Source organism: Scandinavium goeteborgense, from assembly GCF_003935895.2.
Classification (GTDB): Bacteria; Pseudomonadota; Gammaproteobacteria; order Enterobacterales; family Enterobacteriaceae; genus Scandinavium; species Scandinavium goeteborgense.
This window is the reverse complement of record NZ_CP054058.1, coordinates 1,744,151-1,760,533: the sequence shown is the minus strand read 5'-3', so window position 1 is coordinate 1,760,533 and position 16,383 is coordinate 1,744,151. Positions and strand designations below refer to the sequence as shown.

Sequence of the window (16,383 nt, the reverse complement as noted above, 5' to 3'; positions counted from 1 at the left end):
GTTACCTCACATCGCGGCGCGTAGCGCGTCGCGGATTAGCGTTTCACTGCTGGCATTCGGGCTGGCGATTTTGCTCACCATCCGGCTGGCTTCCTGTGGTTTATAGCCCAGCGCCACCAGCGCAGCAACCGCTTCCTGCTCGGCGTCGTCGGTCGCCTGGCTGGCCGGAGAGGTCAGCACCAGATCGGACGCCGGGGTAAACAGGTCGCCGTGCAGGCCTTTGAAGCGGTCTTTCATTTCGACCACCAGACGTTCGGCGGTTTTTTTGCCGATGCCTGGCAGCTTCACCAGCGCCACGGAGTCTTCACGCTCAACGGCATTGACGAACTGCGCCGCCGACATGCCAGAAAGTATAGCCAGAGCCAGCTTAGGCCCTACGCCGTTGGTTTTGATAAGCTCGCGGAACAGGGTGCGTTCCTGCTTATTATTGAAGCCGTACAGCAGCTGCGCGTCTTCACGTACCACGAATTGCGTGAAGACAGTGGCCTCATTGCCCTGCTCCGGCAGTTCGTAGAAACAGGTCATTGGCATATGCACTTCATAGCCCACGCCGCCCACTTCCAGTAATACCAGTGGGGGTTGTTTTTCCAGAATGATGCCTCTGAGTCTGCCGATCACGTGACGCTCCTGCGTTGGGGACAAAGTTCGAATGCTATATCATAAAAAAAGACTGGATAAATATCCAGCGAGATTTCTGCTGGGGTGAGGAAATCTCGTGACAGCGGACAAATTAACGCTTTTCCACGATTCTGTTGTTGCTACTTTCGGTTAAAAAAATAATATACCTAATAATTATTTTTAATCTTTATCATTATTTAAAGGAATATAATAATGCCTAAACATTACCCAGAAAAATATGAGGTTGGTGATGTCGTATTTACCTGTATCGGTACGACGCTTTTCGGACAAATTTCTGCCGCCTCAAAATGCTGGAGCAATCATGTTGGAATAATTATAGGACATGATGGTGAGGATTATGTCGTTGCCGAAAGCCGTGTTCCCCTTTCTACAACTACCTCTCTCAGCCGCTTCATCAAGCGTTCTGCCTGCGAGCGGTATTGCATCAAGCGGTTGGCGGAAGGATTATCACCCACCCAGAAAGACGCATTGCTGGAACAGGTTCCCACAAGATTACACAAAATTTATCATACCGGATTTGATTATGATTCTTCGAAGCAGTTTTGTTCTAAATTTGTTTTTGATATTTATAAAGAAGCATTATCAGTAAATATTGGCAACGTCGAAACATTCAGCGAATTATTAAATAGCAATCCTGCTGCGAAATTAAATTTCTGGAAATTTTGGTTTTTAGGTGCCATTCCATGGGAACGGAAAACGGTGACTCCCGCCAGTCTGTGGCACCATTGTTCGCTGTCGATGGTTTATGCGAGCCATCCACAAGAGATGAATCAACCGTAAACGACGTTTACGGTTGATTTGATAGATCTAGCGTAATCTTCCGCGCGCCAGATTCAGCCGCGTGTCGCTTATCTGCATCGCGTTCTGATTGACGTGGCAATGCGTGATAGCAATCGCCAACGCATCGGCGGCATCCGCCTGCGGGTTGGCCGGCAGTTTGAGCAGGGTTCGCACCATGTGCTGCACCTGCGTTTTATCCGCGCCGCCGTTCCCTACCACGGTTTGTTTCACCTGACGTGCCGCGTATTCAAATACCGGCAAATCCTGGTTTACTGCCGCCACAATCGCCACCCCGCGCGCCTGGCCCAGTTTGAGGGCCGAGTCGGCGTTTTTCGCCATGAATACCTGCTCTATCGCAAAAATATCCGGCTGAAACTGGGTGATGATTTCCGATACGCCTGCGTAAATCAGCTTCAGTCGCGACGGCAAATCATCCACCTTGGTGCGGATGCATCCGCTACCCAGGTAAGAAAGTTGCCGTCCGACCTGGCGAATGACGCCGTATCCGGTGATGCGCGAGCCCGGGTCAATGCCGAGAATAATGGACATCACGCGCCTCCAGAGGGGGTGTTAAGCAGACTCATTAGAGAGTCGCTGCAACCTCATCAGAGATCTCACCGTTGTGATAAACTTCCTGCACGTCGTCGCAGTCTTCCAGCATATCGATCAGACGCAGCAATTTCGGTGCCGTTTCTGCATCCATGTCCGCTTTGGTGGACGGGATCATCGATACTTCCGCGTTGTCCGCTTTCAGGTCAGCCGCTTCCAGTGCATCACGTACCGCGCCCATTTCTTCCCAGGCGGTGTAGACGTCGATGGCGCCATCGTCGAAGGTCACAACGTCTTCAGCACCAGCTTCCAGAGCGGCTTCCATGATCACATCTTCATCGCCCGCTTCGAAGGAAATCACGCCTTTTTTGCTGAACAGATATGCCACGGAACCGTCGGTGCCGAGGTTGCCCCCGGTTTTGGTGAAGGCATGACGCACTTCAGCCACGGTACGGTTGCGGTTGTCGGACAGGCATTCCACCATCACCGCCGTGCCGCCAGGACCGTAACCTTCATAAATGATGGTTTCCATGTTCGAATCTTCATCACCACCGACGCCACGCGCGATGGCGCGGTTCAGGGTGTCACGCGTCATGTTGTTCGACAGGGCTTTGTCGATAGCCGCGCGCAGACGTGGGTTAGAACCCGCATCGCCGCCACCCAGACGCGCTGCAGTGACCAGCTCGCGGATGATTTTGGTAAAGATCTTACCGCGCTTGGCATCCTGTGCCGCTTTGCGGTGTTTGGTGTTGGCCCACTTACTATGACCTGCCATAAATAATTCTCCACTTCCCGTCGTCTTTACGCCCTCAAGCGTGAGCGGACTGGCCGCTTTCCTGAGAACGCAAATGCTTGGGAAAACTAATTAAGGTTAATTACAAATTCTTCAATCGCCTGCCGGTTGCTCCACGACTTGGTGAGCGCAGCCGCTTCAGGGGCAGCAACCCAGTGCCAGGCGAGATGTTCACTTATCTCAATCTGGCGTTCATGGGGCAGCGCAAGACAGAACCACGATTCCGTATTGCGCTCAATACCCGGCGCGTAGCGATGACGTAAATGCGAAAAAATCTCAAATTCCACCGTGCGCTGACAGTCAATTAAGGCCAGAGGCTCTGAGGCCACGTCAATGGCGACCTCTTCCTTTACTTCGCGCGCGGCGGCTTGCAATGCGGTTTCCCCCTCTTCCAGGCTGCCGGTTACCGACTGCCAGAAATCAGGGTCATCGCGTCGCTGCAACATCAGCACCCGTTTCGTATCCTGCGCGTAAATTACGACCAGAACTGAGACGGGACGCTTGAAGGGCATATTACTTGTTCTCCGCAGACTCTTTTGGCTCTTTCGCCACAACCTGAATACCCAGCTCAGTCAGCGAAGCAGGATTTGCGAAGCTTGGGGCTTCGGTCATCAGGCACGCGGCAGCGGTGGTTTTCGGGAAGGCGATAACGTCACGGATGTTATCGGTGCCGGTCAGCAGCATGGTCAGACGATCCAGACCAAACGCCAGGCCCGCGTGTGGCGGAGTACCGTATTTCAGGGCGTCGAGCAGGAAGCCGAATTTCTCGCGCTGTTCCTGTTCGTTGATGCCGAGAATACCGAACACGGTCTGCTGCATTTCACCGCTGTGAATACGCACGGAACCACCGCCGACTTCATAGCCGTTGATGACCATATCGTAGGCGTTCGCGACGGCGTCTTCTGGAGAAGCTTTCAGCTCTGCCGCGGTCATCTCTTTCGCCGAAGTGAACGGGTGGTGCATTGCGGTCAGGCCGCCTTCACCGTCGTCTTCAAACATCGGGAAGTCGATAACCCACAGCGGTGCCCATTTGGACTCGTCTGTGATGCTCAGGTCTTTACCGAGCTTCAGACGTAGCGCGCCCATTGAATCGGCAACCACTTTCTTGTTATCCGCGCCGAAGAAGATCATGTCGCCGTCTTGGGCACCGGTACGGGCAAGAATGGCTTCCACGATGTCAGCGTTAAGGAATTTAGCTACCGGGCTGGTGATACCTTCCAGACCTTTCGCACGCTCGGTGACTTTAATGTAAGCCAGGCCTTTCGCGCCGTAGATTTTGATGAAGTTACCGTAGTCGTCGATCTGCTTACGGCTCAGGGCAGCACCGCCAGGAACGCGCAGGGCAGCTACGCGGCCTTTGGCATCATTTGCCGGGCCAGCAAACACGGCGAACTCAACGCTTTTCAGAAGGTCAGCAACGTCAACCAGCTCCATCGGGTTACGCAGATCCGGCTTATCGGAACCGTAACGACGTTCGGCTTCGGCGAAGGTCATGATTGGGAAATCGCCCAGGTCCACGCCTTTGATTTCCTGCCACAACTGACGAACCAGCGCTTCCATCACTTCGCGCACCTGTGGAGCGGTCATGAAGGAGGTTTCGACGTCGATCTGGGTAAATTCAGGCTGACGGTCAGCGCGCAAGTCTTCGTCACGGAAGCATTTAACAATCTGATAGTAGCGGTCAAAACCGGACATCATCAGCAGCTGTTTGAACAGCTGTGGAGATTGTGGCAGCGCGTAGAATTTGCCTTTATGCACGCGACTCGGAACCAGATAGTCACGGGCACCTTCCGGCGTGGCTTTGGTCAGCATCGGGGTTTCGATGTCGAGGAAATCGTGCTCATCCATGAAGCGGCGTACGAAGCTGGTGATCTTCGCACGGGTTTTCAGGCGGTTCGCCATTTCAGGGCGACGCAGGTCGAGGTAGCGGTACTTCAGACGCGCTTCTTCGGTGTTGACGTGATTGGAGTCAAGCGGCAGCGCTTCTGAACGGTTGATGATAACCAGGTCAGACGCCAGCACTTCGATTTCGCCGGTCGGCATGTCGGTGTTGACGTTTTTGGCGTCACGCGCACGCACGGTCCCGGTGATTTGAATGCAAAATTCATTGCGCAGTTCAGACGCCAGTTTTAAGGCCTCTGCGCGATCCGGATCGAAAAAGACCTGCACGATACCTTCGCGGTCACGCATATCGATGAAAATAAGGCTGCCGAGATCACGGCGACGGTTAACCCAACCACACAGCGTCACCTGCTGCCCAACGTGGGACTGACGCAGCTGCCCGCAATATTCTGTACGCATGAGAGTTCCCTTAACTTAGCCGCAGGCACACTTGTCGCAGCTTTATCTGAATGTCACAACTGGATGAAAAAAGGGGGCTATTATACTAGAAATTCTCGCCCACGATAAGACCGTCGCGCACCGGCCGCACGTTTGCTGTACGCTTATTACGGGTACTCACAAAAATTAACAAAAATTGTGACGCACATACAGCGCAACTCAGCGTATGGTTAGCCACCTAATTATGTGATTTAACGGGGATAAATATGTTGGAACTGAACGCAAAAAAAACAGCACTGGTAGTCATCGATCTTCAGGAAGGCATTCTCCCGTATGCTGGCGGCCCGCACACATCCACTGACGTGGTAACAAAATCTGCTAAGTTAGCGGCCAAATGTCGTGAACAAGGTTCACCAGTAGTCATGGTTCGCGTGGGCTGGTCAGCTGACGGCGGCGACGCGGTGAACACGCTGGTCGATGCTCAGGTTCCTGCGCATACACTGCCAGAAAACTGGATGACCTACCCGACTGCGCTCGGCAAAAAAGACACTGACATTGAAGTCACCAAACGCCAGTGGGGCGCGTTTTACGGCACCGAGCTGGAACTTCAGCTACGTCGTCGTGGCGTAGACACCATCATTCTGTGCGGCATCGCCACCAATATCGGTGTGGAATCCACTGCACGTAATGCCTGGGAGCTGGGCTTCAACCTGGTTATCGCCGAAGATGCGTGCAGCGCCGCAGATGCAGAACAGCATCAGGGCAGCTTTACCAACATCTTCCCACGCATCGCCCGCATTCGCAGCACTGAGGAAATCCTCGCTGCGCTATGACAGACGCTAAGCATTTCGCGTTGCAGGCAGGCGAAAAGCGACGAGTTTATATAGGATTGCCGCAATGGTCGCACCCCAAGTGGGTGCGTCTTGGCATTACCGGTCTTGAAGAATATGCCCGCCACTTTAACTGCGTGGAGGGTAATACCACGCTGTACGCCCTGCCCCGCGCCGAAATCGTTCAGCGCTGGCATGCGCAGACCACCGATGATTTTCGTTTCTGTTTTAAATTCCCGTCGACCATCAGCCATCAGGCAGCGCTTCGCCACTGCGACGATCTCACCGCCGAGTTTTTCAGCCGAATGGCTCCGCTGGATCAGCGCATCGGTCAATACTGGCTGCAGCTCCCCGCCACTTTTTCGCCAGCCGATTTGCCCGCGCTGTGGCACTTTCTCGACGGTTTACCCGAGGCGTTTTCCTACGGCGTCGAAGTGCGTCATCCCCTCTTTTTCGACAAGGGTGACGCGGAGTTACAGTTTAATCGCGGGCTGCATGAGCGCGGTGTGAATCGCGTAATCCTCGACAGTCGCCCGGTACACAGCGCCATTGCGCACAGCGAAGCGGTCATTGACGCCCAGCGTAAAAAACCGAAAGTGCCGGTGCACGCCGTCATCACGGCCAGTCACCCGATGGTACGGTTTATCGGCAGCGATAACATGGCGCAGAATCGTGAATTTTTTGCCGTCTGGCTTAAAGCCCTGCCGAAATGGTCACAGACCACCACCCCTTTCCTTTTCCTGCATACGCCGGACATCGCCCAGGCGCCTGAGCTGGTCGACACGCTGTGGAACAGTCTGCGTGACGTCCTGCCCGAGATTGGCCCCGCGCCTGCTATCCCACAGCAAAATTCGCTTTTTTGAGTTATCCTTCCTCGCAGAGTCAGTGTCATCTGCAGGTCCATGCTCTACATAATACGTGTTGCAGGAAGGCGGCAAGCCTGTGTGCAACTTGACGTATGACGGGCATAAAAGGGAGTTTGTATGGTTAGCGCGTTGTACGCCGTGCTGGGTGCATTATTGTTGATTAAGTTTTCTTTCGATGTTGTTCGGCTGCGCTTGCAGTACCGCGTGGCCTATGGCGACGGTGGTTTCAATGAACTGCAAAGTGCTATCCGCATTCACGGCAATGCGGTGGAGTACATTCCGATTGGCCTGCTGCTGTTACTGTTCATGGAGATGAACGGGGCGGAAACGTGGATGGTGCACGTCTGCGGTCTGCTGCTCATCGCCGGACGCCTGATGCATTACTGGGGTTTTCACCACCGACTGTTCCGCTGGCGTCGTTCAGCAATGAGCGCCACCTGGTGTTCGCTGTTGCTAATGGTGCTGGCAAACCTGTGGTATCTGCCTTGGGAGTTGGTTTTCTCCCTGCGTTAGCGCACAATATGCCGTTTTTTATTTTCTGGAATCACGTTATGCCCCATCGCGACACGCTTTTTTCTGCCCCGATCGCAAGCCTGGGTGACTGGACCTTTGATGAACGGGTGGCTGAAGTTTTCCCCGACATGATCCAGCGCTCGGTGCCCGGTTATTCCAATATCATCTCAATGATTGGCATGCTGGCAGAGCGCTTTGTGCAACCCGACACACAGGTTTATGACCTCGGCTGCTCGCTCGGCGCGGCAACACTGTCGATTCGCCGCAATATCGTCCACGAAGGCTGCAAAATTATCGGCGTGGATAACTCCCCGGCGATGGTTGAACGCTGCCGTCGACATATCGACGCGTATAAAGCGCCGACACCGGTCGAAATTATTGAGGGCGATATTCGCGATATTAAGATTGAGAACGCCTCGATGGTGGTGCTCAACTTTACGATGCAGTTTATTGAGCCGCCGGAGCGCCAGGCGCTGCTGGAAAAAATCCACAAAGGCTTGAATCCGGGCGGCGCGCTGGTGCTGTCAGAAAAATTCAGCTTTGAAGATCAGAAAGTCGGCGAACTCCTGTTCAACATGCATCACGACTTCAAGCGTGCCAACGGTTACAGCGAGCTGGAAATCAGCCAGAAGCGCAGCATGCTGGAAAACGTGATGCTGACCGATTCGGTCGAAGCCCATAAAGCGCGCCTGCGCGCCGCTGGCTTTGCGCATAGCGAACTGTGGTTCCAGTGCTTTAACTTCGGCTCACTGGTCGCCCTGAAAGCTGGGGCTGACGAATGATCGAGTTTGGCAATTTTTATCAGCTGATCGCCAAAGATCCGCTGCTCTCTCGTTGGCTTGAAACCCTGCCCGCGCAGATTGGCGCCTGGCAGCGTGACGCGCTGCACGGACAGTTTAAACAGTGGTCTCGTGCAGTGGAATTCATGCCTGAAATTCAGCCATGGAAACTCGACCTGCTGCACAGCGTCACCGCCGAGAGCGAACAGCCGCTCGGCGAAGGCCCGCTGATCCGCATCGACAAACTGCTGCGTAACCTGATGCCATGGCGCAAAGGGCCGTTTTCGCTGTATGGCGTGAACATCGACACAGAATGGCGTTCCGACTGGAAGTGGGATCGCGTTCTGCCACACCTGTCAGATTTAACCGGGCGCACCATTCTCGACGTCGGCTGTGGCAGCGGATATCACATGTGGCGCATGATTGGCGCGGGTGCGAAGCTGGCGGTCGGTATCGACCCGACGCAGCTGTTCTTGTGCCAGTTCGAAGCGGTTCGTAAGCTGCTCGGCAACGATCAGCGCGCGCACCTGCTGCCGCTTGGTATTGAGCAAATGCCAGTGCTGAACGCGTTCGATACCGTGTTTTCGATGGGCGTGCTGTATCACCGTCGTTCCCCGCTGGAACATCTGTGGCAGCTGAAAGATCAGTTAGTCAGTGAAGGTGAGCTGGTACTGGAAACACTGGTTGTTGAAGGCGATGAAAACACCGTCCTGGTGCCAGGCGACCGCTACGCGCAAATGCGAAATGTGTACTTTATCCCGTCCGCGCCTGCGCTAAAGCAGTGGCTGGAAAAATGCGGGTTTGTCGACGTACGCATTGTTGACATGAACGTCACCAGCACCGAAGAACAGCGCCGCACCGAGTGGATGACCACCGAATCGCTGGCCGAATTCCTCGACCCGAACGACAGCAGCAAAACTATCGAAGGCTACCCCGCCCCGCTGCGTGCAGTGCTGGTCGCCAAAAAGCCGTAAGTGTCTTTGTCAAAATGGCACTGTTTATCCAAACTATTTCAGGTTGCAGCAAGGCGGCAACGCAGCGAATCCCCGGGAGCTTACACGAGTAAGTGACCGGGGTGAGCGAGGCAGCCAACACCGCTGCGGCCTGAAATAGGAAGGATAAAAAAAAGAGGCCCCTGTTAATGGCAGGGGCCTGGTACAAATACGCATCACATTGGGCGACATGATGCACGGTAAAAAACGCTATTTGCTGTAACGGTCAACTATCGCCTTCATCTCCGCTACCGATTCGCCATTCACGGCGTATCGTGAGTATTCGTCTGCCGTCGGGTCGGTCGACATCGACAGCCCCGGGTTTCGGTATTGCATCACCGACGGAACCCAGTGTCCGGCTGAGCTGTGAAGCTCTTTTACGCCTGCATCGAGGAACAACGCCAGGTTGTTCGCTCGCACGCCTGCTCCGGCCATAATGATTGGAACATCACCTCGGGTAATTAGTTCCCCAAGAAGTGAAAGACCTTTTTCCGCCGTCTGCTGTTGGCCGGATGTCAGAATGCGCGCCACACCCAGTTCTGCGAGATTATCAAAGGCCTGCTGCGGATTGACGCACATATCAAACGCCCGGTGAAACGTGACGGCAAGCGGACCGGCAGCGGCCATGATTTCACGCATCCGTGGCATATCGACCTGACCATGGGCATCGAGAATACCGATTACCAGCCCCGGAAAACCGAGTTCACGCACCGTGTGCACATCGTCCAGCATCGCGGCAAACTCACCGTCGGTGTAGCAAAAATCTCCGCCGCGTGGGCGAATGATCGGATGCACCGGGATAGTTACCTGCTGGCGCGTCGTTTTCAGTACGCCAATTGAAGGCGTTAAGCCGCCTTCCAGCGGTGCGGCGCACAGTTCAATTCGGTCAGCGCCTCTTTCCTGCGCCTCACGCGCACACTCCATGCTGTAACAGCACACTTCCAACAAAGCCATTACCTTCTCCTTTTCGTTCGGGTGCGTCATCATGACACAGTCTCAAAACGCAGATCCCGAGTAAGCTCACATTGTCGCGTCGCCTGCTTCGCTCGCCACAATGTCTTCGATAGTCCAGGGGTGAAATTTAATCGTGACCTTGCCGTCAGTGACCGCCAGCGTCGGGTTAGGCAGACGTTCGCGCTCGCCTTTTGGCGAACTGGTTTTGACGAATATCCCCGGCTGGCTTAATCCGTCGTCGGACAGCAGCGCCAGCGCGCGGGCATTCAGCGTTTCAGGGTCGCCCGGCAGAACGATTTCAATATGTTCCCAGCCTTCGTGCGGGTAACGTTTTTCACCCGGCCACGGCAGCTCCACCACGCTGAATTGCCAGTGCGCGACGCACACCGGTTCATGCAGTTTGAACAGGCAAATTGGACGACCGTTAATGATGTTTTCCGACAGCAGTTCGCCGCACTGCTCTAACCCGCTGCGCCAGCGCTCTGCGGTGGCATTCTGGTGGCAGCGCAGGGAAATATGATCGGCATTCAGCGGGGCAATGTGCAGACCCAGATGGTCAGCAAGGTCCGTCAGCGCGTGCGTAAAACGCGGCAGATCCGCCTCTATATCCTGTAATGCTTCGATAGTTTTCCAGTTCACGTTTCGCCCTCAGTCCGGTTTTTGCAGGCCGTTAATTTACCCTGTTGGCCCGGTACAACCAACTGCTGATTAACGCGCCGCTCCAGGGCTGACGGGCCGCCGCAAATGCAGTATACTGACCGGCTTAATTTGTCCCCAATTCGGCGTTGTTCCGGCAAACGTACAGCGCCATAAACGTAAGGTATTCCGGTGAATATTCAGGCTCTTCTCTCAGAAAAAGTCAGTCAGGCCCTGATTGCGGCAGGTGCGCCTGCCGATTGCGAACCGCAGGTTCGTCAGTCAGCAAAAGTACAGTTTGGTGACTATCAGGCCAACGGCGTGATGGCTGTTGCCAAAAAACTGGGCATGGCGCCGCGACAACTCGCAGAGCAGGTTCTGTCTCATCTCAGCCTCGACGGCATCGCCAATAAGGTCGAAATCGCCGGTCCTGGCTTTATCAATATCTTCCTCGACCCGGCGTTTCTGGCGCAGGGCGTGAACGATGCGCTGAAATCTGACCGTCTCGGCGTCGCGCAGCCTGAAGCGCAAACTATCGTTATCGATTACTCCGCGCCAAACGTGGCGAAAGAGATGCACGTCGGCCACCTGCGTTCCACCATCATTGGTGATGCCGCGGTGCGTACCCAGGAATTCCTGGGCCATAAAGTTATCCGCGCGAACCACGTCGGTGACTGGGGTACCCAGTTCGGGATGCTGATTGCGTATCTGGAAAAACAGCAGCAGGAAAACACCGGTGAAATGGCGCTGGCAGACCTCGAAGGTTTCTATCGCCAGGCGAAACAGCATTACGACGAAGACGCAGCCTTCGCCGAGCGCGCACGTAGCTACGTGGTGAAACTGCAGGGCGGCGACCCGTACTTCCTCGAGATGTGGCGCAAGCTGGTCGACATCACCATGGAACAAAACCAGATTACTTACGACCGTCTGAATGTCACCCTGACCCGCGACGACGTTATGGGTGAAAGCCTGTACAACCCGATGCTGCCGGGCATCGTGGCAGACCTGAAAGATCAGGGTCTGGCGACCGAGAGCGAAGGCGCAACCGTGGTGTTCCTTGATGAGTACAAAAACAAGGACGGCGAACCGATGGGCGTCATCATCCAGAAAAAGGATGGCGGCTACCTCTACACCACGACCGATATCGCCTGCGCGAAATACCGTTTCGAAACCCTGTGCGCCGACCGCGTGCTCTATTACATCGACTCCCGTCAACACCAGCACCTGATGCAGGCGTGGACCATCGTGCGTAAGGCCGGTTACGTGCCTGATTCGGTTCCGCTGGAACACCATATGTTCGGCATGATGCTGGGTAAAGACGGCAAGCCGTTCAAAACTCGCGCCGGTGGCACCGTGAAACTGTCTGACCTGCTGGATGAAGCGCTGGAACGCGCCCGTCGTCTGGTGGCAGAAAAGAACCCGGACATGCCTGCCGACGAGCTGGAAAAACTGGCCAATACCGTGGGTATCGGTGCGGTGAAATACGCGGATCTCTCCAAGAACCGTACCACCGACTACGTATTCGACTGGGACAACATGCTGGCGTTTGAAGGCAACACCGCGCCGTATATGCAATATGCATATACCCGCGTGCTGTCCGTGTTCCGCAAAGCCGGTCTGGAAGAGAACGCTATAGTCAATGCGCCGGTGGTGATTAATGAAGATCGCGAAGCCCAGCTGGCAGCGCGTCTGCTGCAGTTCGAAGAAACCGTAAACGTGGTTGCACGTGAAGGCACGCCGCACGTGATGTGTTCGTACCTGTACGACCTCGCGGGCCTGTTCTCCGGCTTCTACGAGCACTGCCCTATTCTGAGCGCCGAAAGCGAAGAGATTCGCAACAGTCGCCTGAAACTGGCGCTGCTGACCTCGAAGACGCTGAAACTGGGTCTGGATATGCTTGGGATTGAAACCGTAGAGCGTATGTAATCACAAAAGGCTCGTCACTCTCGGTGACGAGCCTTCTCAACTCGCATTAACGAACAATTCCCCGCGCAGAACGCGCAAAGAACCTGTCAAAAATCCCAATCACCGGGAAATCACTTTCCTGGATTTTTAGCATCTTTTTCACTTCATCAATTGCCAGCGCCTGCTTGTAGACACACTGATACAGCTCATGAATGAGATTCTGCTGCTCTTTGTTTAACGCCTGGAACACGCTGGACGCTTCGTTCACGCCCAACGGAACCGCATGATTTCCGCCCGCGGTCACAAACGGCGGCACATCCTGAACGACCCCGGACTGGTCAACGATGCTGGCGCCACTGCCCAGCAAACAGAACTGATGGATGGCACACATAAAGCCAACCTGAGCACCATCATCCAGCACAACATGGCCGGCAAGTCCGCTATTGTCGCCAATCATTGTCCCGTTACCCACCACACAATCGTGGCCGATATGCACGCCGTTGAGAAACCGATTGTCATCACCAATAACGGTGGTACTCAGCCCTTGCACGGTCCCCCGATGAATCGTGGCATTTTTGCCTATCTGATTTCGATCGCCGATAACGACCGTCGTGGGTTCATTCGCGTATTTGAGATCCTGATTGCTTTCACCGATAGAAGCGTACTGGCCGAAGGTATTGTCGCGACCAATCGTGGTCAGCCCGTTAATCACCGAAAAAGCCCCGACAACGGTGCCTTCGCCGATCACAACGCCTGAAGAAATTACACAAAACGGGCCAATGCTGACGTACGCACCGATAACAGCCCCGGGCTCCACCAGACTGCTGGCGGCGATGCGGGACAAGGGCGAAATGGACAAGGGATGATCCTGGTGGGGGGCAAACTACGATGCGGCAGCATAATGAATTGCGCTGCACTTTACGTCATTTATTTATTATTAAATTTGAACGGTAATGCCATTACTGCCGGCAGGGTTGATTTAGCTGGAGTTTACAGGCCTGGTCAACCAGGCCTGTCGGATTCACTTAGAAGTATTTCCGCAAATATTCCGTTAAACAGAGGATCGCCATCGCCTGGCCATAAGGCATTGAGGTCAGCGGTATCAGGCGGTAGAACTCCAGATTACTGCCCATGCCAGTGCCAAACGACGTTTGCAGCAGCTCTCCTTCCGGCGAGATATTTGCCACAATGCCCTGAATCGCTTTCTCCGCCACTTCTGCATAATCTGCTGCAACGTAGCGTTTGCGTACCGCTTTCAGAATGCCGTAGGCAAAACCGGCGGTAGCCGAGGCTTCCAGATAGGAGTGCGGGTCATCCAGCAGCGTGTGCCACAGGCCGCTGTCGTCCTGACATTTTGCCAGCGCGGCAACCTGTGCGTTCAGCACCTGCACCAGATAGCGGCGCACGGCGTTGTTCTCCGGCAGGTCCACCAGCTCGAGGAAATCCGGAATTACGATAGTCAGCCAGCTATTGCCGCGTGCCCAACGTGCATTAGCAAAGTTATGATTGCCTTCGTAATTCCAGCCGTGGAACCACAATCCGGTCTGACGGTCCATCAGGTTCTGCACGTGTAGCAGGAACTGATAAATCGCCTCTTCCACGTATTCAGGGCGGTCGAGCAGCTTGCCGATTTTCGCCAACGGCATTACGGTCATCATCAGCGTATCGTCCCACATCTGCTGATGGTTCTCTTCCGCCAGCGTGATGTGCTGCATCCCGCCGTGTTCCGTGCGCGGCATGTCGTGCATCGCCCACTCCGCCCAGCTTTCGAGCCACGGCAGATATTCCGGGTTACGCGTTTCTTCGTAGCGATACGCCAGAGTCAGGAACGGCGCCATGGTGTTCACATTTTTGGTGGTCGCCCCTTCGGCAAAGCGGTCGGCAAACCAGCCATCAATGATGTCGCGCATTTGAACATCACCGGTCTGCTGGAAATACTGGTGAATGCCGTACAGCCCCACGCCGTGCGTCCACTCCCAGCCCGCCCATCCTTTAGTATCAATCACGCGCCCGTCGTCCAGCCGCAGCAGGAATTCTCCACTCTGATCCTTGATATTGACCAGATTGTGCGTCACTTTCTGGATCAACGCTTTCAGTTCGTCCCGGGCGATGAAGCGCTCCGGTTGACACAGTAATGGGCTATGTTTGACAGGCCAGACTTTCATTTCATAAACCTCCGTTATACGTCGTATTCAGTGGTGCATCCTGCTTCAGCGGGGGTGCCGCTGGCTTATTGCGATTCAGATAACCGATATTGTTGTTGCCCCACAGCGTCTCGAACGGCATACCGGCGAGCATTTCCACGGTGGCTTTTGCCTCTGGCGTCGCTGCCTCGGCAAACGCGTGTCCGGATGCGCGCATTTTGGCGGTCTCGTCACGCAGAATGCTATGGGTTTGCAGATTGAGCTTGAAGCGCAGCGAAACCAGGAACCCGCAGATCAACACCACAACCGTCCCGACGCTAAGAATAAGCAGAATGGTATGGCTGACTTCTTCAGGCTGGATTTTCTGCCCGGAGACAAAACCGGACATCTGCATAATAATTCCGACCAGCATCACCGCCCCTGCCTGAGACGCCTTGCGCGTCAGGGTCATGATCCCGGCAAAAATCCCTTCCCGGCGTTGCCCGGTGATCACTTCGTCCACATCGGCGATGTAGGTATACGTGTTCCACGGCACATAGTTGATACCACCACGCCCCAGTCCCGCGACGGCAGATAACAGAAGCATCAGACTCCAGATATCGCTTAAGCCCGCGTAGTAGAGCAGCGCATACGAAATTGAACTCAGGCCAAACAGCACCACCACTACCCGGTACGACGGCGCAGGTCCGAAGCGAATGCACAGCGGCATCATCGCAATCACCGCGATGAACTGAAATATCGCCATCGTGCCCATCAGGTTTGAGGCAAATGAGGCTTCCTGCATCAGCACGAACACCACGTAATAGGTGAACACCGCGTTGAACACGTCCTGTGCAATGTAACCGCCGAGGTACATGCCCAAATGCTGGCGGAATATCTTGATACGCAGCGTCGAACTCAGTTCGATTATCAGCCGATTAAGACTCTGCGCCAGTGTCAGCTGTTTCTTCTCTTCTTCAGCACGCAGAGCGGCTTCGCTCCAGTTTTCACGCGGACGTTCCCAGGTGAAGAACCAAACGAAGGTCAGCATTAATGCGCACAGGACCGAGAACACCAGGCTTGCGTAGAAAAAGGAAACGGCGTTGTCCTTACCGAAATGACTCAGCAACACGCCGGGCAAGAAAGAAGCGAGGATCGCCGACATCTGCGCCATGGCGATACGCGCGCCGGAGAATTTGGTCTTCTGTTTGAAATCGTCGGTCATTTCCGGCACCAGCGTTTCGTACGGCACCAGAATCATGGTGTAGACGATATCAAACAGCAGATAGGTCAGCAGGTAGTACCAGAATCCCATGTCGCCAACCCACATAAAGGAGTAGCTGAACACGCACGGGATCCCCAACATGATGAAGAATTTGCGACGGCCAAAGCGCTTGCCCAGCCAGGTTGAACCGAAGTTGTCCGTCAGGAAACCCATCAGTGGGCTGACAACAGCATCGGCCACCCTTGCCGCAGCGAAGATAAAGGTGGCTTCAATCGGAGAGAGTCCGCAGAAGGTGGTGTAGAAGTATAAAAGCCAGGCGGCGGTGAGCGCGGTGGTTCCTGCGCCGAGAAAATCTCCCGAGCCATAGGCAAGATAATTTGCTAATCCGATTTTACGTGTTTTCATTGCCGTAAATCCCGTGTTTTTATCAGGAAAGCCCGCCTCATCTGGTACAGAGAAGGCCCTTACACGGCTACAGTAGAGTGATGCCGACGGTTAAACCTTTTCGTTTCTGCCAGT

17 protein-coding genes are annotated in these 16,383 nt (G+C 54.7%); 7 read left to right on the top strand and 10 right to left on the bottom strand.

What is annotated here, in order from left to right:
- Positions 1 to 6 precede the first annotated feature (6 nt).
- Positions 7 to 618, bottom strand: a complete 612-nt coding sequence (ruvA, locus tag A8O29_RS09195) for a Holliday junction branch migration protein RuvA (RefSeq protein ID WP_110512263.1) — start codon at positions 616 to 618, stop codon at positions 7 to 9.
- Between the two features lie 213 nt (positions 619 to 831).
- On the opposite strand from ruvA, the gene A8O29_RS09190 reads away from it, so the two are divergent.
- Positions 832 to 1,419 (top strand): YebB family permuted papain-like enzyme, encoded by a 588-nt coding sequence (locus A8O29_RS09190; RefSeq protein ID WP_125353796.1) that lies wholly within the window; start codon positions 832 to 834, stop codon positions 1,417 to 1,419.
- Between the two features lie 27 nt (positions 1,420 to 1,446).
- Here A8O29_RS09190 and ruvC read toward each other — a convergent pair whose 3' ends face one another.
- The 4 genes from ruvC to aspS form a co-directional block, all read right to left on the bottom strand.
- Positions 1,447 to 1,968, bottom strand: coding sequence for a crossover junction endodeoxyribonuclease RuvC (gene ruvC / locus A8O29_RS09185; protein WP_110512264.1), 522 nt, complete (start codon positions 1,966 to 1,968; stop codon positions 1,447 to 1,449).
- Between the two features lie 34 nt (positions 1,969 to 2,002).
- Positions 2,003 to 2,743: a YebC/PmpR family DNA-binding transcriptional regulator gene (locus tag A8O29_RS09180; protein WP_125353795.1), complete on the bottom strand. Its 741-nt coding sequence runs from the start codon at positions 2,741 to 2,743 to the stop codon at positions 2,003 to 2,005.
- 86 nt (positions 2,744 to 2,829) lie between these two features.
- A complete protein-coding gene (gene nudB, locus A8O29_RS09175) occupies positions 2,830 to 3,273 on the bottom strand; it encodes a dihydroneopterin triphosphate diphosphatase (RefSeq protein ID WP_110512266.1) in 444 nt (147 codons plus the stop codon).
- Between the two features lies 1 nt (position 3,274).
- Complete coding sequence (gene aspS, locus A8O29_RS09170; RefSeq protein ID WP_125353794.1) at positions 3,275 to 5,062, bottom strand: aspartate--tRNA ligase; 1,788 nt, start codon at positions 5,060 to 5,062, stop codon at positions 3,275 to 3,277.
- A 245-nt stretch (positions 5,063 to 5,307) separates the two neighbouring features.
- Here aspS and A8O29_RS09165 point away from each other — a divergent pair, with 245 nt between their 5' ends.
- From A8O29_RS09165 to cmoB, 5 genes are all read left to right on the top strand, one after another.
- On the top strand, positions 5,308 to 5,874 hold the full coding sequence (locus A8O29_RS09165) for a hydrolase (RefSeq protein WP_125353793.1): 567 nt from the start codon (positions 5,308 to 5,310) through the stop codon (positions 5,872 to 5,874).
- The gene (locus A8O29_RS09160) at positions 5,871 to 6,734 is read left to right on the top strand and encodes a DUF72 domain-containing protein (protein ID WP_125353792.1); all 864 of its coding nucleotides are present in this window, start codon (positions 5,871 to 5,873) and stop codon (positions 6,732 to 6,734) included. The genes A8O29_RS09165 and A8O29_RS09160 overlap by 4 nt, the downstream gene beginning before the upstream one ends.
- A 120-nt stretch (positions 6,735 to 6,854) precedes the next feature.
- Positions 6,855 to 7,250: an MAPEG family protein gene (locus A8O29_RS09155; protein ID WP_110512363.1), complete on the top strand. Its 396-nt coding sequence runs from the start codon at positions 6,855 to 6,857 to the stop codon at positions 7,248 to 7,250.
- Positions 7,251 to 7,288: 38 nt separating this feature from the next.
- Positions 7,289 to 8,032 carry a carboxy-S-adenosyl-L-methionine synthase CmoA gene (cmoA, locus tag A8O29_RS09150; protein ID WP_125353791.1) on the top strand — a complete coding sequence of 248 codons (744 nt, stop codon included), beginning with the start codon at positions 7,289 to 7,291 and terminating at the stop codon, positions 8,030 to 8,032.
- Positions 8,029 to 9,003, top strand: coding sequence for a tRNA 5-methoxyuridine(34)/uridine 5-oxyacetic acid(34) synthase CmoB (cmoB, locus tag A8O29_RS09145; protein WP_125353790.1), 975 nt, complete (start codon positions 8,029 to 8,031; stop codon positions 9,001 to 9,003). The genes cmoA and cmoB overlap by 4 nt, the downstream gene beginning before the upstream one ends.
- Positions 9,004 to 9,231: 228 nt before the next feature.
- Here the strand turns inward: cmoB and cutC are convergent, their stop codons facing one another.
- Together cutC and A8O29_RS09135 are read right to left on the bottom strand one after the other, a co-directional pair.
- Positions 9,232 to 9,975, bottom strand: coding sequence for a copper homeostasis protein CutC (gene cutC / locus A8O29_RS09140; protein WP_125353789.1), 744 nt, complete (start codon positions 9,973 to 9,975; stop codon positions 9,232 to 9,234).
- A 66-nt stretch (positions 9,976 to 10,041) separates the two neighbouring features.
- Positions 10,042 to 10,614 carry a VOC family protein gene (locus tag A8O29_RS09135; protein ID WP_125353788.1) on the bottom strand — a complete coding sequence of 191 codons (573 nt, stop codon included), beginning with the start codon at positions 10,612 to 10,614 and terminating at the stop codon, positions 10,042 to 10,044.
- A 189-nt stretch (positions 10,615 to 10,803) separates the two neighbouring features.
- Between A8O29_RS09135 and argS the strand changes: the two genes are divergently transcribed.
- Positions 10,804 to 12,537, top strand: coding sequence for an arginine--tRNA ligase (gene argS / locus A8O29_RS09130; protein ID WP_125353787.1), 1,734 nt, complete (start codon positions 10,804 to 10,806; stop codon positions 12,535 to 12,537).
- Positions 12,538 to 12,583: 46 nt separating this feature from the next.
- Here the strand turns inward: argS and lpxA are convergent, their stop codons facing one another.
- The 3 genes from lpxA to A8O29_RS09115 all read right to left on the bottom strand — a co-directional run bounded on the left by lpxA (position 12,584) and on the right by A8O29_RS09115 (position 16,269).
- Complete coding sequence (lpxA, locus tag A8O29_RS09125; RefSeq protein WP_125353786.1) at positions 12,584 to 13,375, bottom strand: acyl-ACP--UDP-N-acetylglucosamine O-acyltransferase; 792 nt, start codon at positions 13,373 to 13,375, stop codon at positions 12,584 to 12,586.
- Positions 13,376 to 13,541: 166 nt separating this feature from the next.
- Positions 13,542 to 14,681 (bottom strand): beta-galactosidase BglB, encoded by a 1,140-nt coding sequence (gene bglB, locus A8O29_RS09120; RefSeq protein WP_125353785.1) that lies wholly within the window; start codon positions 14,679 to 14,681, stop codon positions 13,542 to 13,544.
- Position 14,682: 1 nt separating this feature from the next.
- Entirely contained in the window at positions 14,683 to 16,269 is a 1,587-nt protein-coding gene (locus A8O29_RS09115) for an MFS transporter (RefSeq protein ID WP_125353784.1), read from the bottom strand.
- Positions 16,270 to 16,383 lie beyond the last annotated feature (114 nt).